The organism is Aquibium sp. ELW1220, from assembly GCF_030398385.1.
Taxonomy (GTDB): domain Bacteria; phylum Pseudomonadota; class Alphaproteobacteria; order Rhizobiales; family Rhizobiaceae; genus Aquibium.
In genome coordinates this window covers 124359-142474 of the sequence record NZ_JAOAOQ010000009.1, presented here as the reverse complement: position 1 = coordinate 142474, position 18116 = coordinate 124359, and the positions used below count along the sequence as shown (strand labels likewise).

General features: G+C 67.2%; 18 protein-coding genes and 2 pseudogenes. 9 read left to right on the top strand and 11 right to left on the bottom strand.

The window, feature by feature from the left end:
* Positions 1-137 precede the first annotated feature (137 nt).
* From N1F91_RS11170 to N1F91_RS11160, 3 genes are all read right to left on the bottom strand, one after another.
* Positions 138-893 (bottom strand): SDR family oxidoreductase, encoded by a 756-nt coding sequence (locus N1F91_RS11170; RefSeq protein ID WP_289992168.1) that lies wholly within the window; start codon positions 891-893, stop codon positions 138-140.
* Positions 894-1089: 196 nt separating this feature from the next.
* Complete coding sequence (locus tag N1F91_RS11165; protein WP_289992167.1) at positions 1090-1926, bottom strand: hypothetical protein; 837 nt, start codon at positions 1924-1926, stop codon at positions 1090-1092.
* Between the two features lie 26 nt (positions 1927-1952).
* The gene (locus tag N1F91_RS11160) at positions 1953-2390 is read right to left on the bottom strand and encodes an ABA4-like family protein (RefSeq protein ID WP_289992166.1); all 438 of its coding nucleotides are present in this window, start codon (positions 2388-2390) and stop codon (positions 1953-1955) included.
* Positions 2391-2561: 171 nt separating this feature from the next.
* Between N1F91_RS11160 and N1F91_RS11155 the strand changes: the two genes are divergently transcribed.
* Positions 2562-3194, top strand: a complete 633-nt coding sequence (locus N1F91_RS11155) for a TetR/AcrR family transcriptional regulator (RefSeq protein WP_289992164.1) — start codon at positions 2562-2564, stop codon at positions 3192-3194.
* 35 nt (positions 3195-3229) lie between these two features.
* On the opposite strand, the gene N1F91_RS11150 is transcribed toward N1F91_RS11155, so the two are convergent.
* Genes N1F91_RS11150 through N1F91_RS11140 form a run of 3 tightly spaced genes read right to left on the bottom strand, consistent with a single transcriptional unit; the run spans position 3230 to position 5248 of the window.
* Positions 3230-3976, bottom strand: coding sequence for a tellurite resistance TerB family protein (locus N1F91_RS11150; RefSeq protein WP_289992162.1), 747 nt, complete (start codon positions 3974-3976; stop codon positions 3230-3232).
* A 52-nt stretch (positions 3977-4028) separates the two neighbouring features.
* The gene (locus tag N1F91_RS11145; RefSeq protein ID WP_289992161.1) at positions 4029-4232 is read right to left on the bottom strand and encodes a hypothetical protein; all 204 of its coding nucleotides are present in this window, start codon (positions 4230-4232) and stop codon (positions 4029-4031) included.
* Between the two features lie 44 nt (positions 4233-4276).
* On the bottom strand, positions 4277-5248 hold the full coding sequence (locus N1F91_RS11140; RefSeq protein ID WP_289992159.1) for a rhodanese-related sulfurtransferase: 972 nt from the start codon (positions 5246-5248) through the stop codon (positions 4277-4279).
* Positions 5249-5405: 157 nt separating this feature from the next.
* Here N1F91_RS11140 and N1F91_RS31120 point away from each other — a divergent pair.
* The 3 genes and pseudogenes from N1F91_RS31120 to N1F91_RS11130 all read left to right on the top strand — a co-directional run.
* Positions 5406-5972: pseudogene (locus tag N1F91_RS31120) on the top strand (N-acetylmuramidase family protein); the annotation flags it as partial.
* Positions 5973-6002: 30 nt separating this feature from the next.
* The gene (locus tag N1F91_RS31115; protein ID WP_354670540.1) at positions 6003-6302 is read left to right on the top strand and encodes a peptidoglycan-binding domain-containing protein; all 300 of its coding nucleotides are present in this window, start codon (positions 6003-6005) and stop codon (positions 6300-6302) included.
* A gap of 97 nt (positions 6303-6399) precedes the next feature.
* A complete protein-coding gene (locus N1F91_RS11130; protein ID WP_289992153.1) occupies positions 6400-7050 on the top strand; it encodes a 2-dehydro-3-deoxy-phosphogluconate aldolase in 651 nt (216 codons plus the stop codon).
* A 52-nt stretch (positions 7051-7102) separates the two neighbouring features.
* On the opposite strand, the gene N1F91_RS11125 is transcribed toward N1F91_RS11130, so the two are convergent.
* Positions 7103-8953, bottom strand: coding sequence for a DUF882 domain-containing protein (locus N1F91_RS11125; RefSeq protein WP_354670539.1), 1851 nt, complete (start codon positions 8951-8953; stop codon positions 7103-7105).
* 247 nt (positions 8954-9200) lie between these two features.
* Positions 9201-10715, bottom strand: a complete 1515-nt coding sequence (locus tag N1F91_RS11120) for a sigma-54 dependent transcriptional regulator (RefSeq protein WP_289992151.1) — start codon at positions 10713-10715, stop codon at positions 9201-9203.
* 231 nt (positions 10716-10946) lie between these two features.
* On the opposite strand from N1F91_RS11120, the gene N1F91_RS11115 reads away from it, so the two are divergent.
* The 5 genes from N1F91_RS11115 to N1F91_RS11095 all read left to right on the top strand — a co-directional run bounded on the left by N1F91_RS11115 (position 10947) and on the right by N1F91_RS11095 (position 15205).
* Positions 10947-12725 (top strand): M3 family oligoendopeptidase, encoded by a 1779-nt coding sequence (locus tag N1F91_RS11115; RefSeq protein WP_289992149.1) that lies wholly within the window; start codon positions 10947-10949, stop codon positions 12723-12725.
* Between the two features lie 73 nt (positions 12726-12798).
* Complete coding sequence (locus N1F91_RS11110; RefSeq protein WP_289992147.1) at positions 12799-13206, top strand: toll/interleukin-1 receptor domain-containing protein; 408 nt, start codon at positions 12799-12801, stop codon at positions 13204-13206.
* The gene (locus N1F91_RS11105) at positions 13203-13613 is read left to right on the top strand and encodes a toll/interleukin-1 receptor domain-containing protein (RefSeq protein WP_289992145.1); all 411 of its coding nucleotides are present in this window, start codon (positions 13203-13205) and stop codon (positions 13611-13613) included. The genes N1F91_RS11110 and N1F91_RS11105 overlap by 4 nt, the downstream gene beginning before the upstream one ends.
* Positions 13614-13702: 89 nt before the next feature.
* A complete protein-coding gene (locus N1F91_RS11100) occupies positions 13703-13975 on the top strand; it encodes a hypothetical protein (RefSeq protein WP_289992142.1) in 273 nt (90 codons plus the stop codon).
* Positions 13976-14266: 291 nt separating this feature from the next.
* Positions 14267-15205 carry a DUF3445 domain-containing protein gene (locus N1F91_RS11095; protein ID WP_289992140.1) on the top strand — a complete coding sequence of 313 codons (939 nt, stop codon included), beginning with the start codon at positions 14267-14269 and terminating at the stop codon, positions 15203-15205.
* Between the two features lie 100 nt (positions 15206-15305).
* On the opposite strand, the gene N1F91_RS11090 is transcribed toward N1F91_RS11095, so the two are convergent.
* The 3 genes and pseudogenes from N1F91_RS11090 to ilvD all read right to left on the bottom strand — a co-directional run bounded on the left by N1F91_RS11090 (position 15306) and on the right by ilvD (position 18091).
* Complete coding sequence (locus N1F91_RS11090) at positions 15306-15599, bottom strand: hypothetical protein (RefSeq protein ID WP_210321285.1); 294 nt, start codon at positions 15597-15599, stop codon at positions 15306-15308.
* Positions 15600-15674: 75 nt separating this feature from the next.
* Positions 15675-16196, bottom strand: a pseudogene (locus N1F91_RS11085) (adenylate kinase); the annotation flags it as partial.
* Between the two features lie 59 nt (positions 16197-16255).
* Positions 16256-18091 (bottom strand): dihydroxy-acid dehydratase, encoded by a 1836-nt coding sequence (gene ilvD / locus N1F91_RS11080; protein WP_289992138.1) that lies wholly within the window; start codon positions 18089-18091, stop codon positions 16256-16258.
* Positions 18092-18116: the final 25 nt, after the last annotated feature.

Sequence of the window (18116 nt, the reverse complement as noted above, 5' to 3'; positions counted from 1 at the left end):
GCTCCAGGCGAAACCCGTCCTCTCGCGGTCAAGGCTACCCTCTCCCGCCTCTGGAGGCTTCCCCGATAAGAGCCCACCCGGCGCTTCCTGTCGAAGCATAGACTACCACGGCGCGTCGCTCGCCGGGCGGGTTTTGCTCAACCGCGGCCGACGAACGGCATGTTCGTCGCCATCACCGTCATGAACGGGATATTGGCGTCGAGCGGGAGACCCGCCATGTGGACCACCGCTTCGGCGACGTGGCGGACATCCATGACCGCCTCGACCGCCATCTCGCCATTGGCCTGCGGCACGCCCTTCGTCATCGGCGCGGCCATTTCGGTCAGCGCGTTGCCGATGTCGATCTGCCCGCAGGCGATGGAGAAGGGCCGGCCGTCGAGCGCCAGCGTCTTCGTCAGGCCGGTGATGGCGTGCTTGGTCGTCGTGTAGGGTACGGACCCGGGCCGCGGCGCATGCGCCGAGATCGAGCCATTGTTGATGATGCGCCCGCCTTGGGGGGACTGCGTGCGCATGTGGCGGAAGGCCGCCCGGGCACACAGGAAGGAGCCCGTCAGGTTCGCGGCGACCACGTCCGTCCAGACCTCGACCGGAATCTCGTCGATCAGCGTCGACTTGAAGCCCATGCCGGCATTGTTGAAGAGCAGGTCCACCCGCCCGAATTCGGCGGCCGCCCCGTCGAACAGGGCGTCCACCTGGTCTGCCCGGGAAACGTCGCAGGCAATCGCCAGCGCCCTGCCCTCGGCCGCGCCGATCTCGGCGATGGCGGCTTCCAGCCGGTCCAGGCGGCGGCCGGTGAAGACCGTGTTCCAGCCGTTCCTGACCAATGCGGTGGCGGCGGCCTTGCCGATGCCGCTGCCCGCGCCCGTGACGATCGCGACCTTGCCGTTACCCATGAACATGCCTCCTCTGCAACGAGGAGCACTTTGCAGAGCGTCGTCCGAAGCGCAAGCCGGGAGGTCACAAAGAAGGGGCGGCCATTCGCGGCCGCCCAGTTCGGGATCAGCTTGGGAGGAGAACAGTTGATCCGGCAAACAAAAGGATGCGCCCCATTGGTTAACAAAAGCTTAACGCCTCCATCCTGCCCGTTCGTCAGCCGATGAGCGGCACGCCCTGCGTCGCCTGGAAGAGGACCAGGCCTGTGAAAGCAACGAAGGCACCCGCGAACAGCCAGACCGCGAGCACACCCTGTCGGGCCGGAAGGAACAGCGCAGCCGCGAGGCCGAAGGCGGGAACGACGTGCATGGCATGGGTGGCGAAGAAATGCGCCACCCGCAGGTCGCCGCCGTCACGCGCCCAGCCGAGCACCGGGACGGTGTGCGCCGCCGACCCGGCCTCGCCCACGAAGTTCCCCTGCCCGCCGGCAAGGAAACTCGCCGCCAGCACGGTGAGCGCGAAGGTCAGCACCAGCCCGAGCGACAGCGAGGCGCGGAAGGCTGGCGAAAGCGGGGAATGCCGGTCGCGACCGATCAGCACGCCGTAGACCAGGGTCGCGGAGGTGAGCCCGATCGCGAACAGACCCATCAGCGGATAGACCGTTTCGAAGAAGCCGCCGTCGCGGTTGAAATGCGAGGGGACGCCGAGCGTGGATGCACCCATCAGCCACAGCATCTCGAGCCCGACCAGTGCCACGACGACCGATGCATGGAGGCGATACAAGCGTGTCTCGCGGACACCCGCGGGCAGGAAGGCGGCGAACCAGGCGAGGGTCAGGAGATAGGCTGCAAGCGATGCCTGGAACTTCAGCGGTTTGATCCAGACGTTGACACCGCCCACGGTGCGGACGTCGACCAGCGCCGCGAAGGCCGTCGGAAGCGCGAGCATGAGCATGATCAGGCCCATGGCGGCGAAACGGGGTTCGCGGCGATGAAGCTCGGCCATCAGGTCGAAGCTGGCGGTTTCGGCACGGCTGGCGACGAGCGCGGACATGGGGACTCTCCTGGAGCGGGACGGGTTTAGGCGGCGTGGCGCGGTTCGACCACGCGGGCGCGGGAAAACCGGATCATGGCGAAGGCCAGATATCCCACCGGCCCGAACAGGAAGGTGGCGGGCAGGCACGGCACGACCAACCAGAAAGGCATCGATGCTTCCCGCGCGGTGCGCACGATCCAGGCGCCGACGAAGAGGTCGAAGGCGAGGTAGTGCAGCCAGCCGGCAAGCAGGAGCTCGCGTGTCTCGAACAGCCGCGCAACGTTGTCGAGGCTGTCGAAGCCCCCCTCGCCCGACGTCCAGAAGGCCAGGATCAGGCCCGCATAGGCGACCGACAGCAACAGCGGAATGGCGTAGGCTGCAATCGCGTCGGCCGTGCGCGGCGCAAGCGGGCTCGCCAGAAGCACCAGCCACCCGGCCATCGCGAAACTGCCGCCGGCACTGAAGATCAGGTCTGCGTCCATCGGCGGCTCCATCCCGTCTTGACGTTGACAAGATGTAGGATGCCGAGAGATCTTTCTGCTGTCAAGATAGATTTTGACGTCGTAAAGATTGAACCCGCCGCGCCGGGCTGATACGACCCGGGCTCCGTTCGCGCATGCTCGGGAGCGCGTCGCAGTCAGGGGAACCGGCAATTGGAAACGAAAGGGAAGAGCGAGCGGCCGCCTTATCATCACGGCGACCTGCGCCATGCCCTTCTCGATGCGGCCGAGAAGGAACTGGCAGAGAGGGGCATCGAGGGCTTCACGCTGCGCGGCTGCGCCAAGCGGGCCGGGGTTTCTCACGCGGCGCCCGCGCATCACTTCCGCGACGCGAACGGCCTCCTGACCGCCCTCGCAGCGCTCGGCTTCGAGCGCTTCCTGTCTTGCCAGAAGGCCAGGCAGGCTGATGCTCCGCAGGACCCCCGCTCGCAGCTGGTCGCCTCGGGCCTGGGCTACGTCGACTTCGCGCTGGCCAATCCCGCGCTCTTCCGGCTGATGTTCGCCTCCGAGCGCGCCGACTTCACCAGCGACGACCTCGCGCACAACGCCGACGCGGCCTTCGGCTATCTCGTGCAGGGCGTGGCGGCGATCCGCGGGCGAGATCCCTATGGCCACACGGCCGGGATGCTGGACGTCATGGCGACCTGGGGCATCACCCACGGCCTTGCCGACCTGATGCTGTCGGGGCGCATGAAGCCGCTCCTGGCCATGCCGCCGGCCGCCCGCGACGCGGCGCTGTCGCAGATCATCGGCCGCGCCTTCCCGGAGCGACCTGACGATCGTTGAGACGGCGAACGCGCGGGACGGTGCCCTTCAGCCTGTCACCAGGGCGACTTCGGCGCCGGAGCGGCATCTGCGTGCACAGCCACTGGCACCTTCGCCTCCGATACGGTCGCCTCGATATGATCGACCAGCGCATCCGGCAGCTTCAGCCGTCCAGCCAGCATGTCGAGGTAACCGCGCTCGGCCCGCGTCTCCGGCTCGATCGCCAGCCGCGAGGCCGTGTAGAGTTCAACCCGCTGGGCCTCGGTGGTGGCCGCGCCGACGATCGCGTCGAGATCGACGGGCCTGCGCAATTCGTCGACGAGATAGGCCTCGGCCTCGGCATCCATGCCGGAAAGCTTGAGCCTGTCGGCGATCCTGGCCCGCTCCGCATCGTCGATATGGCCATCAGCCCGCGCGGCAGCGATCATGGCGCGCACCAGGGTCAGCGTGAACTCGGCCTCGCCCTGCGGCGCCTCGGACGGATCGAAGCCGGTGGCGGCCGGTGGCGGCAGCAGTTCCGGTTGTGCCCGCGCGGCATCGGCCGGCGCCTGACCGGCCTGGTAGTTCTGGTAGGCCTTGTAGGCGAGACCCGCCACGGCGGCGAGACCACCGAGCTTGAGAGCCGACCCGCCGATGGCCCGTCCCGTCCCGGTGCCGAGCAGGATCGCGGCCAGTGCACCGGCAGCCAGCGGATTGTCCTTGGCGAGCTGGGTCGCCTGCCCTGCCTTGTCGCGGACGGTACCGCCCATGCCGGGCACCTGCGAACCGAGCAGATCGTTGAGCAGCTTCTTGGGATCGAACATGGAGCCTCCGCGCGTGTTGCTCAGGCACAGATAGGCGGCGCCCCCGCGTGGTTCAACGGTCGCCGGACCCGGACGGGCCGGGGTTCGAGAGCGGAACCGTCACACCGTGCTTCTCGAACAGCTTCGCAACGCCCGGGTCGATGCCGCGGCAGCCGCAGTTGCGCATATGCTCCGCATGCCACGCGATCCGCTGCAGTTCGGTCGGGTTTTTCGGCATGCGGTGGCCTTCGTGCCACGCGCGGTTGATCCTGGACATGGGTCGCTCCCGCAGACTCCCCGGGGCGGGAGCACGTCGCGATCCTAGCGGCGCTGCGTCCGCGCGGCTTGATCCGCATCAACCGGCTTCTGCCCGAGGTGCGGCGCCTCGCCGCGCATCTCGGCCAGCGCCACCTGCCGCTGCCGCTCGGCATAGCGGGCGCGGTCTTCTTCGCTGCGCGTGTCATGGCAATGCGGACAGGAGACGCCGGAAGAAAACAGCGGCGACTCGAGGTCCGCTGCCGTCAACGGGCGGCGGCAGGCCCGGCAGAGCTCGGCCTCGCCCTCGACAAGACCGTGCCCGACCGATACGCGCTCGTCGAACACGAAGCACTCGCCCTTCCACCGGCTCTCCTCCGGCGGCACCTCCTCGAGATAGCGCAGGATGCCGCCCTTGAGGTGATGCACATCGTCGAAACCGCGTGCCTTGAGATAGGCCGTCGCCTTCTCGCAGCGGATGCCACCCGTGCAGAACATCGCCACTCGACGGCCCCTCAGCAGGTTGGCATTGCGCTCCACCCAGCCTGGGAACGCCCGAAAGCTCTTCGTCCCGGGATCCACAGCCCGCTCGAAGCTGCCGATCGCGGTCTCGTAGTCGTTGCGGGTGTCGATGACGATCGTGTCGGGATCGTCGATCAACCGGTTCCAGTCCCGCGGTTCGACATAGGCACCGACGCCGGTGAGCGGGTCGATGTCGTCCACGCCCATGGTCACGATCTCGCGCTTGAACCGAACCTTCAGGCGATGGAACGGCATTGTTTCCGACAGGCTGTACTTGATCTCCAGCCCGCGGATACCGAGCTGGTCCTCGATGTATGGCACCAGATCGTCGATGGCCTTCGCTTCGCCCGCCACCGTGCCGTTGATGCCTTCGCGCGCCAGAAGCAGCGTGCCGCGAATGTCCCGCGCGGCGCAGAATGCGAGAAGCGTCTTGCGCAGCGTCTCGGGCTCGTCGAGACGCTGGAAGCGATAAAGCGCGGCGATCCGATAACCGGTCGGTGTCGAAGAGGCGGACATGGCGATCGCCTAGCCCCTCGGCACGGTCGAGGCAAGTCCCGCCGAACGGGCGCTCGACCGGCTTGCTACCCAGCACGTACAACACCTTACGCGAAATCTGTCCACGCCTTCGCTGGCCGCCGGAGAATGACCGGGCCAAACAGGGAGTGAAATGCACATGTTCGACCGTGCCGTCATCGCCGCCATCGAGAACGTCGCAGCCGAGGCCGGACTGGAGGCGGCCGCACTTCTGGCGGTTGCCGAGGTCGAAAGCGGAGGCCACGCCTATGCTGCAATCGCGGGCAGGCGCGAGCCGATGATCCGCTTCGAGGGTCATTACTTCGACCGCCGCCTCACGGGGCAGGCGCGGGAACGCGCCCGCGCCCAGGGCCTTGCATCGCCTCGGGCAGGAGGCGTGCCCAATCCGCGCAGCCAGGCCGCGCGCTGGGCGCTCGTCGAGCGTGCGGCCGGCATCGACCGCAAGGCGGCATGGGAATCGGTGTCGTGGGGGCTCGGCCAGGTGATGGGCGCGCACTGGGCCTGGCTCGGCTATGCCAGCGTCGACGCGATGGTGGCCGAGGCACGCGACGGCATCGAGGGGCAGGCTCGACAGATGCTCCGCTTCATCGAGAAGGCCGGGCTGGAGGGCGCCCTGCGCCGTCGTGACTGGCCGGCCTTCGCCCGCGGCTACAACGGCCCCGCCTTCCGCCGCAATGCCTATGACACCCGCCTTGCCGCCGCCCATGTCCGCCATGCGGGGAATGCGGCGAGGACCGTGCCGGCAGGCAGCGGCACGGCGCCCGTCGTGCAGAAACGTGGCGACGAAGGCGAGGCGGTGCGGGACCTGCAGCGGCGCCTGAGCGCTCTGGGCCACCCTCTGGAATGCGACGGCCGTTTCGGTGCCGCGACGGAGGCGGCCGTGAGAGCCTTCCAGCGGCGAACCCGACTGGCGCCCGACGGCATCGCCGGTCCGGCGACGCTGGCAGCCATCACCGCGGCGGAGGCCGGCCTTCGGGACGTTTCGCTCTGGCGCAGGATTCTCTCCGCCATCGACGCCTGGCTTCGGCGGGACTGAGGCACGGCTTTTGCGCAGCGGTTCCTTTCGCCGCCGCCGCGCGATGCGCTATAGGGGACGTGAGACCCGCGCGTGACACAGAAGGACCACCACCGCCATGCCGCAGAAAGCCGACAAGCTCCTTCCGATCATGACGGGCCAGCCGGTGATCCCCGTCCTGAAGATCGCACGCGTTGCGGATGCCGCGCCCCTGGCACGGGCGCTGGCGAAAGGCGGCCTGCCGGCCATCGAGATAACGCTGCGCACCCGCGACGCGCTCGACGCCATCAGGCTCGCCGCCGCAGAGGTACCGGAGGCGATCGTCGGCGCCGGCACAATCCTGTCGGCGCGGCAGTTCGACCAGGCCGTCGACGCCGGCGCGCGTTTCATCGTCAGCCCCGGCACCACCCAGGAACTCCTCGATGCAGCCCGCCGATCCGACGTGCCGTTGCTTCCGGGAGCCATCACGCCGAGCGAGATCATGGCTGCCGCGGAGGAAGGCTATTCGCTGCTGAAGTTCTTCCCGGCCGAGCAGGCCGGCGGAGCGGCCTTCCTGAAGGCGCTGTCGTCGCCGCTGGCAGGCGTCCGCTTCTGCCCGACAGGCGGCATTACCGCCGCCAACGCCGCATCCTATCTGGCGCTGCCCAACGTCATCTGCGTCGGCGGTTCATGGGTGGCGCCCGACGAACTGGTCGACGCAGGCGATTGGGACACCATCGAGGAACTCGCCCGCAAGGCCGTCGCCTCGGCACGCGTCGGACGGCCCTGACGCAAGAAGGCCCGGCTCGAACACCGGGCCTTCGAATCGGGGTCTCCGCCGCTCAGTTCGTCGCGTCGAACTTGGCGACCGAGAGGAACGTCACGGCGTTGCCGGAGAACCGGGTCGGATCGGGTTCCTGCGCCACCGGCGCGAAGCCCGAGGTGTAGACCTGTGTGGGCGTCGTGCGGATCGCCTTGTGCGCGAGCGACGGCTCCTTGGCGCTGGCGATCGCACGTTGCAGGCGTCCTGCCTTCTCGAGCGCCCACTGTGCGGCGATGTCGTCGACCGGGATCACGACCGGCCTGGGATCGGCCTTGCCGTCCTGCGGACCGGGACGCGCGGCCTTGGCCGTCGTGCGGACGTTCGTGGCGATGGCCTTGTCGGGCGCTACCTTGCCCGCAGCTGCGAGAATGGCGGAGCGCTGCGAGGCGCCAGCATTGACGGCCGCGGAATCGCCGGTGGCGCCGAACGGCTCCCGCGACGGCGGCATCGCGGCGATGAGTTCGGCGATCGGGCCGGTGGCCGGCCGGAGCTCGGGCACAGGCGCGAAAGCCGCAAGCTGGATGTCGGATTCGCCGACGATCGCAACCGGTTCGGCCGGGTCGGACAGGCCGGTCGCGGCAGCAGCCGGGACCTCGGCCGCCGCCTGCAGGGACGGATCGGCCGCAGTGGGCGACAGGACGGCGGCGCGGGCGGGCGACGCGTCCGCAGCGGTCTGCGGACGAAGCGTGGGCACCGGCACGAGTGCCGCGACGGCGACTCCTTCGGCAGGTTCCGCGACGGCCTCGACGGCAGCCACTGCGACAGCCGGCACCGCGCGGGGCGCGAAGGCCGGCACCGGGACACTCCTTGCCGACAAGGAGGCAATGATGGACGCCGGCGAATCATCCGACGCAGGCTCCGGCTCGGCGACCGCAATCGGAGCCGTCTGCGGAATCTCGACCTGCGATGCGGCTGCGGCGACGCCAGGAAGCGGAGCGGCGGGCTGCGGCGCACTGGGTTCCGAACGGCGGCTGGCGGTCTCCGGCTCCCCGCGGCGCACGTTCTGCGCTGCTCCCGCATCCCGCGGACTGACCGAGGCGACGCGCTGGAACTCCGACCCGCTCTCTTCTTCCTCGTCCGCGCCACCACCGAACAGCGTTGCCAGCAGGCCGCGGCCAGCCCCCCTGCTTTCACCCGCGCCGCCACTGCTGGCCACGTTGATGGTCGGTCCGGTGCGGCCCTTGGACTTGTAGGCCGCCAGCGCCTGTTCGTAATTGGGCAGCGGCTTGCCGTCTGACGGCACATGCAGCGTGCCGCCATTGGGAAACACGGCAACGAGTTCCTTGCGGCTCATGCGCGGCCAGTGGCGCACGCTGCCGACGTCGAGATGGACGAAGGGCGCGCCGGAGGTCGGGTAGTAGCCGACGCCGCCGCTGCCCATCTTCAGTCCGGCTTCGCGAAGTTTCGCCAGCTTGACGCCGGGGACATAGAAATCCATGGCGCGGCCCAGCGTGTGCTGGCTGTTCTTGGCAACGCCCTTGCTGCGGCCGCGCAGCATGGAATTGGTCGCCGGAGAACGATAGGCCGACACGACGTGGATGTAGTCCCGGCCGCCGACCCGCTGGTAGGCTTCCCAGACGATATCGAAGAGCCGCGGATCCATCTTGGTCGGCTCGTTGCGACGCCAGTCGCGCAGGAAGCGGTTGAGCTGGTTGAGGCCGGACTGGATGTAGCGCCCGTCCTTCTTGTAAGTGATCTCGGCGCGTTCCTTGGTGTGGATGTAATAGAGCTTGAGCGTGCGGGTCTCGGCTTGGGCGCTGCCGGCGGCACAAAGGGTGGCCAGCGCCAGGAACAGGGCGGCGAGGGCGATTGCGGGGCGCGAGGAAAAGGCCAGCGGCCACCTTGCGATGGAGGATATCCGAATGTTCAAACCGATCAGCCTTGTTGGCTTGTATTTGTCCCCGACGACCAGTCGGAGCCACCCACCCCGACCGACTATCAATGCTAATGGTTAATCGCAGCTTATTGAAGAGGAAATGCGGTCAGACGATGGCATTCAGGCGGTCGAAAGCCGCCTCGGACCCGCATGGTAAACGAAGTCTTGCCACGATCGCCCGCCGCCGGCGGGGTAACCGCCGGTCTGATTCGCTGCGGACTGGATAGGAGAACCCGGTCGTTCAGGACGCGATTCGGTCGGCCCTGCCGGCATCGGGATCGATGCCGTATTCCTTGAGCTTGCGGTAGAGCGTCGAGCGGCCGATCCCGAGCCGCCGCGCGACCTCGCTCATCTGGCCTTCGTAGTGATCGATCGCGAACTGGATCATCGCGAGTTCGACGTCGGCGAGGGAGCGGACATTGCCACGTTCGTCGAGTGCATCGAGGACGGGCGGAATGGATCGGACCGTGTCCGCGCCGGCGCCCGGCAGCATCGCCACGTCCTGCCGCAAACCCCGCGGGCCGCCGGCATCCTCCACGTGAAAACCAGTCTCGTCTCCCGGTTCCACATGGCCGACCTGGGCCCGGATCTGCGGGAAATCCTCGGACGTGAGCGTCGCACCCTCGCACAGCACCACGGCCCGGAAGATCGCGTTCTCGAGCTGGCGGATGTTGCCCGGCCAGTCATAGCTCTTGAGGATGGCCAGCGCGTCGCCGGAAATGCCCGAGATGCGTCCACCGGTCTCGGCCGCGCCGATTGTACCGATGAAATGGCGCACCAAGTCGGCGATGTCCTCGCGCCGGTCGCGCAGCGGCGGCACGAAGATCGGGAACACGTTGAGCCGGTAGAACAGGTCCTCCCGGAACAGTCCGTCCTTGACCCGCTGCAGCAGGTCGCGGTGCGTGGCGGAAATCAGGCGGATATCGACCTTGACCGCGGCGCGACCGCCCACCGGATCGATCTCTCCCTCCTGTACGGCCCGCAGCAGCTTTACCTGCACGTCGAGCGGCAGGTCGCCGATCTCGTCGAGGAACAGCGTGCCGTGATTGGCTTCCAGGAACTTCCCCTGGTGCTTATCCGTCGCGCCGGTGAACGAACCCTTTTCGTGGCCGAACAGGATGCTCTCGACGAGATTGTCGGGGATGGCACCGCAATTGACGGTCACGAAGGGCTTGGCCCGGCGCGGGCCGGATCCCTGGATGGCACGGGCAATGACCTCCTTGCCGACGCCGGATTCGCCCTCGATGAGGATCGGGATGTTAGAAGACGCGGCCTTCTGCGCCAGCCGGATGACGCGGTCCATCGACGGGCTGCGCGTGACGAGATCCCTGATCGCCAGCGTCGTCGGCGCTGACGGGCGCGAACGTCGGCTCGCCGTCTCGTGTGTCTCGACCTTGATGGCATTGGCGATCGCTGCCTGCAGCCGCTCCGGCGAGACCGGCTTGACCACGAAGTCGAACGCGCCGGCCCGCATCGCCGCGACCACGGTATCAATGCCGGCCTGAGCCGTCTGCACGATCACCGGGATCGTTACGCCCTGATCGCGCATCGTGCGAAGCACGGCGAGCCCGTCGGTTTCGGGCATGACGAGATCGAGAACCACCAGCGAAAACCCTCCGGGCGCCGCGGCGAGCTTCTCGATCGCGCTGCGTCCGCCGTCGGCCGTCACGACGGGACGCCCGGTCCGCGCCACCGCCGCCTCGAGGAGGCGGCGCTGCACGGGATCGTCGTCGACGATGAGGATCGGCTGCGACATGAAGCCTTCGCACGGTTCGGTGTATGGTCGAGTTTTGTTGTCTGGATCATCATGGCACAGGGTTCTAAATAGGGGTTCAAGAAAGCCGGTGAACAAACCCTTTCGGATCATCGTATCGGGCGGCGGCACTTGGGCGGACGAGGAAAAACAATGATATTTCCGAGTATTGGACATGAATCGGGGGGGCCGCGTGCTCCTTCGGGGCAGGGAATCGCCAGCCGGTCGGCGGCGATGGGCGATCTGCCCGAATGGAACCTGGCGGACCTGTATCCGAGCATGGATGCCCCCGACCTGCGGCGCGATCTTGCCCGAGCGCATTCGGACGCGGTCTCTTTCGAGGACGCATGGAAAGGCCGGATTGCCGATGCTGCGAAGGCGCCGGGTGACGGGCGCCTGGGCGCCATGATGCATGGCTACGAGGCGCTGGAGGAACTCATCGGCCGCATCGTCTCCTATGCCAGCCTCGTCTATGCCGGCGACACCAGCGATCCGAAGCGCGCCAAGCTCTATGGCGATATCCAGGAGAAGATGACGGATGCCAGCGCGCACCTGCTGTTCTTCGCGCTGGAGCTGAACAAGGTCGAGGAAGCCGACATCGAGGCCGCGCTTGCCGCAGACGAGGCTTTTGCACGGTATCGCCCCTGGGTAGAGGACCTTCGGAAGGACAGGCCCTACCAGCTCGAGGACCGGGTCGAGCAGCTGTTCCACGAGAAGTCGGTGACCGGGCGCGGCGCCTGGAACCGGCTGTTCGACGAGACCATGTCGTCGCTGCGGTTCTCGGTCGACGGCGAAGACCTGTCGCTGGAGCCGACGCTGAACCTGCTGCAGGACCCATCACCTGCCAGGCGCCAGGCTGCGGCAGAGGCGCTTGCGAAGACCTTCAAGGACAATCTGCGCCTCTTCACGCTGATCACCAACACGCTGGCCAAGGACAAGGAGATTTCCGACCGCTGGCGTGGCTTCGAGGACATTGCCGACTCCCGGCATCTGGCCAACCGCGTGGAGCGTGAGGTGGTCGACGCGCTGGCTGCGGCGGTGCGCGAGGCCTATCCGCGGCTGTCGCACCGGTACTACGCCATGAAGGCGAAGTGGCTGGGCATGGAGCAGATGAACCACTGGGACCGCAACGCGCCGTTGCCCGAGACGCCGCAATCGGTGATCGGCTGGGAGGAGGCGAAGAACACGGTCCTGTCGGCCTACCAGGGCTTTGCGCCGGAGATGGCCGAGATCGCGCGTGCCTTCTTTGACCGCAACTGGATCGACGCGCCGGTACGCCCCGGCAAGGCGCCCGGCGCCTTCGCCCACCCGACCGTGCCCTCCGTGCACCCCTACGTGCTGCTGAACTACATGGGCAAGCCGCGCGACGTGATGACGCTCGCCCACGAGCTCGGCCACGGCGTGCACCAGGTGCTGGCGGGCCGTCAGGGCGCGCTGATGGCCTCGACGCCGCTGACCCTGGCCGAGACCGCCTCGGTGTTCGGCGAGATGCTGACCTTCCGCTCTCTGCTCGACAAGACACGCGACCGGCGCGAGCGAAAGGCCATGCTGGCGCAGAAGGTGGAGGACATGATCAACACGGTCGTGCGCCAGATCGCCTTCTACGAGTTCGAACGGAAGGTCCACGCGCAGCGCCGGCAGGGCGAACTGACGGCCGATCAGCTCGGCGAGTTCTGGCTGGAAGTGCAGGCCGAGAGCCTCGGACCGGCGATCCGGCTGCGCGAGGGCTACGACGTCTTCTGGGCCTACATCCCCCACTTCATCCATTCGCCCTTCTACGTCTACGCCTACGCCTTCGGCGACTGCCTGGTGAACTCGCTCTACGCGGTCTACCAGAACGCCGAGACGGGCTTCCAGGAGAAGTATTTCGACATGCTGAAGGCCGGCGGCACCAAGCATCATTCCGAGCTTCTTGCCCCCTTCGGCCTCGACGCCTCGGACCCCGGCTTCTGGGCGAAGGGGCTGTCGGTCATCGAGGGGCTGATCGACGAGCTGGAAGCGATGGAGGGGTGACTTTCCCGGCCACGTCGGCAACAGCTGGTCCACAACTCTGGACTGTGGCACAGTTGCAGGACGGGGGAGGCAAATGAGCTATCGGGTCTTCGTCTCGCATGGATGGGCCGACCGCTGGGTAGCTTCCCAGATCGACCGGCGTCTGCGCGAAGCGGGCGCCACGACCTTCATCGACGTTCACGACATCGAGAAGGGCGACGATATCGAGGATCGCATCTTCGAGGATATGCGGGCATGCCAGGAACTCCTGGTGCTCTTTACGCCATGGTCGGTCGATCGAAACTGGCTTTGGGTCGAGATTGGCGCGGCGCGTAGCTGGAACCTGCGCATCGTGGCGGTTCTCTACCAGACGGACATGGGTACCCTCGACCGGGACAAGGGAGGAACGACATTCCTTCGCTCCCGAAACCTCGTGGACATTAACGACCTCGATGCCTATTTTGAAGAGGTCGCCAAGCGCGTCGAGAGGATCGCGCAATGAACCAGCATGTCACCGCTGCCGTCGGAAGTCGCGTCTTCATATCCCACGCGCATGAGGACGACATGTTCGCGGATCGGCTGGCACGATTGCTCGAGGGCGATGGCTACAGCGTCTTCTCGAACGTCTCGCTGGAGCCGGCCGCCGATTGGACCAGTACGATTCTCGACGGGCTGCGCTCCGCCGATGTGGTCATCTTTGTGGTACCGGCACGCGAAGGCGGCGGGAAGAATGCGCTTGCTGAACTCGGTGCGGCCAAGGCAATGGGAAAGCGGATCGTACCGGTTCTGCCCGAGACGTCGCGATCCTGGAACGCCGATGTCGCCCGTATCGTGAGCCATTCGGCCGTCGTCGATGCCAGCCGCTTCTCCGACGAAACGCTGGTCGGTGCGCTTGCGCTACAGAACTGAATGAGCGCGCGCGTGGATCCTGAAGATTGACGGGACCCGACGGCGAAGGGCACGGAACGTCGAGCAATCTGCCGCCAAGGGAGACGGGAATGAACATTCCGCTCAGCAAGCATCAGGCCGACTGGGTCGCCGAGCAGGTGCGGATCGGCCGCTATGCCTCCGAAATCGAGGCGATCGAGGACGCCGTGGCGGCGCAGTTCGAACAGGACAGGGCGGCCTGGGAGGCCGACGGTGAGTTGCTGCGGGGACGCTTGCGGGAATCCGAGGCCCAGATCGAGCGCGGAGAGGTCGTGGTCGCCGACGACGCATTCTTCGATCGACTGCGCGAGCGGGTCCGCAAGGTTGCCAATGGCGATCAATGAGCGGCCAGATCGTCCTTTCCAGGAATGCCGCAGCCGATCTTGATTCCATCATCGACTACATTTCCGTCGACAACGAGCACCGAGGATACTCCTTTTGTTCAGGAACTCAGCGTCCGCATCGTAAGCAAGCTGTCCATTTTCCCGGAATCGGGCGTGAAAATCGGCAAGCTTCGATACGTCTTCGGCGGCTATGTGGAGATCTACGATTTACGATCCTGACAAACACCTCGTCACCGTCGTAATGGTGATCGAAGGGCACAGAAACTGGCGCCAGCAGTTCGAACAACCGAGTTGAGCAACACGCCCACCCACACGCCCTACGACGGCTCCGCGACGCCGTTCACAATCGGCCTGCGGCAGCTCGACCTCGCCACCTGGCTCGAGGTCGACCGACACTACGAGGCCTATCTGGCACAGAAGCATGCCCTCGTCGGGCGTGACCGCGACGCGGTCTTCCGCGCCGAGCCGGACACGCTGGCCGCGCAGGCGGAGGTGTTCGGCCTCGTGCGCGACCACCTGATCGGCGGCTTCCCGTCGATCTTCCCCGGGACGCGGCAGTGGGAGGCAGCGCTGGCCGCGCTCGACCGGGTCGGGTCGGAAGACCACCCGCCACTGCTGGCCGCCTCGCTGCTGGTTCAGGAGGACTTGGTGCTGATGCGGCGCGGCGCCGATGGCTGGCGTCTCGCCGCCGCCTCGCTCTGCTTCCCATCGTCCTGGTCTCTGGCCGAGAAGTTCGGCCGGCCGCTCGACGAGATCCATGGCCCGGTGCCGGGTTTCGGCGCCGGCTCCCGCCCCGCCGAACTCATCGCGCGCATGTTCGACAATCTGCGCCCCGACCGGCCCGTCGAGCGGATGAACTGGTCGTTGCAGACCGATGCGGAGTTGCACAAGCCGATGTCGTCGCGGCAGCGCGACGCACGCGCGGCGGCGCGGCCGGTGCGTTTCGGCGAAACGCCTGCGGATCACGCCTTCATCCGCGTCGAGAGGCAGACGCTGCGCAAGCTGCCGGTGTCCGGCGACGTGCTGTTCACCATCCGCATCTTCGTCGACCCGATGGCGGTCCTGGCGCGTCACCCGCAGCGCGCCACCCTCGCCCGCTCCTTCGCCACCCAGCTTGCGGCTATGGAGGCCGACCAGCTGGACTACAAGGGACTTTCAGCCGACCACGACCGCCTGATCGACGCGTTGGAGGCGATGTCGCGGGACGGAGTGCATCCGTTCGACCCGTGAGGGCCGGCGCGAGGGCCATCCGGCTGCGCCGAATGCCGGGGAGGACCCGGAGCAGCCGCGAGAAACCGCCGCTCCGCCGTCGCCTTGCGGATCGCTGACGTCAGATGCCGGAACCGAACAGTTCCTCGCCCTCTTCCCAGGGCGTCGGCCGTGCCGCGGAGCCGGCCTTCGGCAGCGGCATCCAGCATTTCAGCTCCGGCTCCGCATAGCCGATGATCTGGCCGGGATGCGAATCGGCCGAACGCCAGCCCTCCGCCCCGAACTGGTCGCCCCGCGCCCAATGGGCGACGTCGACGTCGGCAGCTCCCTGCTCGGAGGCCCGCACCGTCACCAGGATCCGGGTCCCGTCGCGCGGCGCGAACTTCATGTGCCGCCAGCCTTCCGTCTCGTCCATGGCCGTTCTCCCTTTGGGGCTGAACCTAGGATGGATGGCGACGCCGGGCAATGCGCCGAGCGCCTGCCGCGTCGCCGCCACCAGGGTGTCGGGGGGCCTGTCCCCGTCCAGCCGCAGCAGCGGTGCCCGCTGGACTGCCAGCCAGGCCTCGTGGCGCGCCCGGTTTCGGCCGTTGAAGGCCGGGTTTTCATAGCCCGCCGCCCAGTCCATGAACGAGCAGTGGATGCCATGCATGTCGCCGTCCGGAAGGATGCGGTCGCCGAAGCGTTGCCGCTCGCGGTCTGCGAGCCGCGCCATCCGGACCGCGTGCGGTGTGGACAGGAAGACGATCAGGTCGACGCGGTCGATCAGCGGGTCGCCCCAGCCGTCGAAGGAACCGGTCAGGACCCAACCCGCCTCACCGAGGGCCGCCCGGATCAATGGCACGCGGGCGACGGCGGGACGCTTGGTCGTGTACGGTGGGTCGGTCGGCATCCAGTAGTGGTCGTCGCAGTCGACATGGGCGATGTCGAGCACTCGCGCCAGCGCACGGCCGAGGGTCGTCACCCCGGACCCGGCGGCTCCCGTCACGTAGACACGAACATCCGGAACGCCCATTGAAACGACCTCCGTGCCGGCGGCCGCGCGGGCGCGACCGCCAGATTTCAGCGAAGCCGCTACTCCGGCAGGACGCGGACCGCGCCCTTGTCTGCGCTCGCCGCGAAGGCGGCATAGGCCTTCAGCGCCGTCGTGACATTGCGCTTGCGCTGCTCGACGGGCTTCCACCCGGACAGATCCTGCTCGGCTCGGCGCGCGGCGAGTTCGTCGTCCGGAACGAGCAGGTTGATCGTCCGGTTGGGAATGTCGATGTCGATCAGGTCGCCGCTCCGCACGAGTCCGATCGTGCCGCCGCTCGCTGCTTCCGGCGAAACATGTCCGATCGAAAGGCCGGAGGTGCCGCCCGAAAAGCGCCCGTCGGTGAGCAGCGCACAGGCCTTGCCCAGGCCTTTCGACTTCAGGTAGCTCGTCGGATAGAGCATCTCCTGCATGCCGGGGCCGCCCTTCGGCCCTTCGTAGCGGATAACCACCACGTCCCCCGCCTTGACCTCGTTGCCGAGAATGCCCTTCACCGCCGCGTCCTGGCTCTCGTAGACCACGGCGGGGCCGGTGAACTTGAGAATGGAATCGTCGACGCCGGCCGTCTTCACGACGCAGCCGTCGATCGCGACGTTGCCCTTGAGCACGGCAAGCCCGCCATCCTTCGAGAACGGATGCTCGGCCGAGCGGATGACGCCCGTCTCGCCGTCCATGTCGAGATCGTCCCAGCGGCTCGACTGGCTGAAAGCCACCTGCGTCGGCACGCCGCCCGGTGCGGCCTTGAAGAAGTCATGCACCATCTTCGAATCGGTTCGGGTGATGTCCCAGCGGTCGATGGCATCGCCGAGCGTCTCGGCATGCACCGTGGGGGTGTCGCGATGGATCAGCCCGGCGCGGTCGAGTTCGCCCAGGATGCGCATGATGCCGCCGGCGCGGTGAACGTCTTCCATGTGCACGTCGCTCTTGGCCGGCGCCACCTTCGACAGGCACGGCACCCGGCGCGACAACTCGTCGATCGCATTCAGGTCGAAGTCGATGCCGCCTTCATAAGCCGCGGCCAGGATATGCAGGATCGTGTTGGTCGACCCGCCCATGGCGATGTCGAGGGACATGGCGTTCTCGAAGGCCCTGCGGTTGGCGACGTTGCGCGGCAGCACGCTGTCGTCTTCCTGCTCGTAGTAGCGCCGCGCGATGTCGACCACGAGATGCCCCGCCTCGACGAACAGGCGGCGACGGTCGGCATGGGTGGCGAGCGTCGAACCATTGCCGGGGAGCGACAGGCCGAGCGCCTCGGTGAGGCAGTTCATGGAATTGGCGGTAAACATGCCCGAGCACGACCCGCAGGTCGGGCAGGCGGACCGCTCGATCACCTGGACGTCCGCGTCGGAAATCTTGTCATCGGCCGCGGCGACCATCGCATCGATCAGGTCGATCGAGACGGTCTTGCCGTGCATGACCACCTTGCCCGCCTCCATCGGTCCGCCGGAGACGAAGACCGAAGGGATGTTGAGGCGCATGGCGGCGTTGAGCATGCCCGGCGTGATCTTGTCGCAGTTGGAGATGCAGACCATGGCGTCGGCGCAGTGCGCGTTGACCATGTACTCCACTGAGTCCGTGATGATCTCGCGCGACGGCAGCGAGTAGAGCATGCCGTCATGTCCCATCGCGATGCCGTCGTCGACAGCGATCGTGTTGAATTCCTTGGCGATGCCCCCGGCAGCCTCGATCTCCCGCGCGACCAGTTGGCCGAGATCCTTCAGGTGCACGTGGCCCGGCACGAACTGCGTGAAGGAATTGACGACCGCGATGATCGGCTTGCCGAAATCGCCGTCCTTCACGCCTGTCGCGCGCCAAAGGCCGCGGGCGCCGGCCATGTTGCGGCCATGGGTGGTGGTTCTGGAGCGATAGGGTGGCATGATGTGCGCTTCCGTCCGGGGTTTT

Excerpts from the sequence above, each read along its gene's own strand:
- N1F91_RS11170 (WP_289992168.1), bottom strand. The coding sequence starts at position 893 with ATGGGTAACGGCAAGGTCGCGATCGTCACGGGCGCGGGCAGCGGCATC.
- N1F91_RS11165 (WP_289992167.1), bottom strand. The coding sequence starts at position 1,926 with ATGTCCGCGCTCGTCGCCAGCCGTGCCGAAACCGCCAGCTTCGACCTG.
- N1F91_RS11160 (WP_289992166.1), bottom strand. The coding sequence starts at position 2,390 with ATGGACGCAGACCTGATCTTCAGTGCCGGCGGCAGTTTCGCGATGGCC.
- N1F91_RS11150 (WP_289992162.1), bottom strand. The coding sequence starts at position 3,976 with ATGTTCGATCCCAAGAAGCTGCTCAACGATCTGCTCGGTTCGCAGGTG.
- N1F91_RS11145 (WP_289992161.1), bottom strand. The coding sequence starts at position 4,232 with ATGTCCAGGATCAACCGCGCGTGGCACGAAGGCCACCGCATGCCGAAA.
- N1F91_RS11140 (WP_289992159.1), bottom strand. The coding sequence starts at position 5,248 with ATGTCCGCCTCTTCGACACCGACCGGTTATCGGATCGCCGCGCTTTAT.
- N1F91_RS11130 (WP_289992153.1), top strand. The coding sequence starts at position 6,400 with ATGCCGCAGAAAGCCGACAAGCTCCTTCCGATCATGACGGGCCAGCCG.
- N1F91_RS11120 (WP_289992151.1), bottom strand. The coding sequence starts at position 10,715 with ATGTCGCAGCCGATCCTCATCGTCGACGACGATCCCGTGCAGCGCCGC.
- N1F91_RS11115 (WP_289992149.1), top strand. The coding sequence starts at position 10,947 with ATGGGCGATCTGCCCGAATGGAACCTGGCGGACCTGTATCCGAGCATG.
- N1F91_RS11110 (WP_289992147.1), top strand. The coding sequence starts at position 12,799 with ATGAGCTATCGGGTCTTCGTCTCGCATGGATGGGCCGACCGCTGGGTA.
- N1F91_RS11105 (WP_289992145.1), top strand. The coding sequence starts at position 13,203 with ATGAACCAGCATGTCACCGCTGCCGTCGGAAGTCGCGTCTTCATATCC.
- N1F91_RS11100 (WP_289992142.1), top strand. The coding sequence starts at position 13,703 with ATGAACATTCCGCTCAGCAAGCATCAGGCCGACTGGGTCGCCGAGCAG.
- N1F91_RS11090 (WP_210321285.1), bottom strand. The coding sequence starts at position 15,599 with ATGGACGAGACGGAAGGCTGGCGGCACATGAAGTTCGCGCCGCGCGAC.
- ilvD (WP_289992138.1), bottom strand. The coding sequence starts at position 18,091 with ATGCCACCCTATCGCTCCAGAACCACCACCCATGGCCGCAACATGGCC.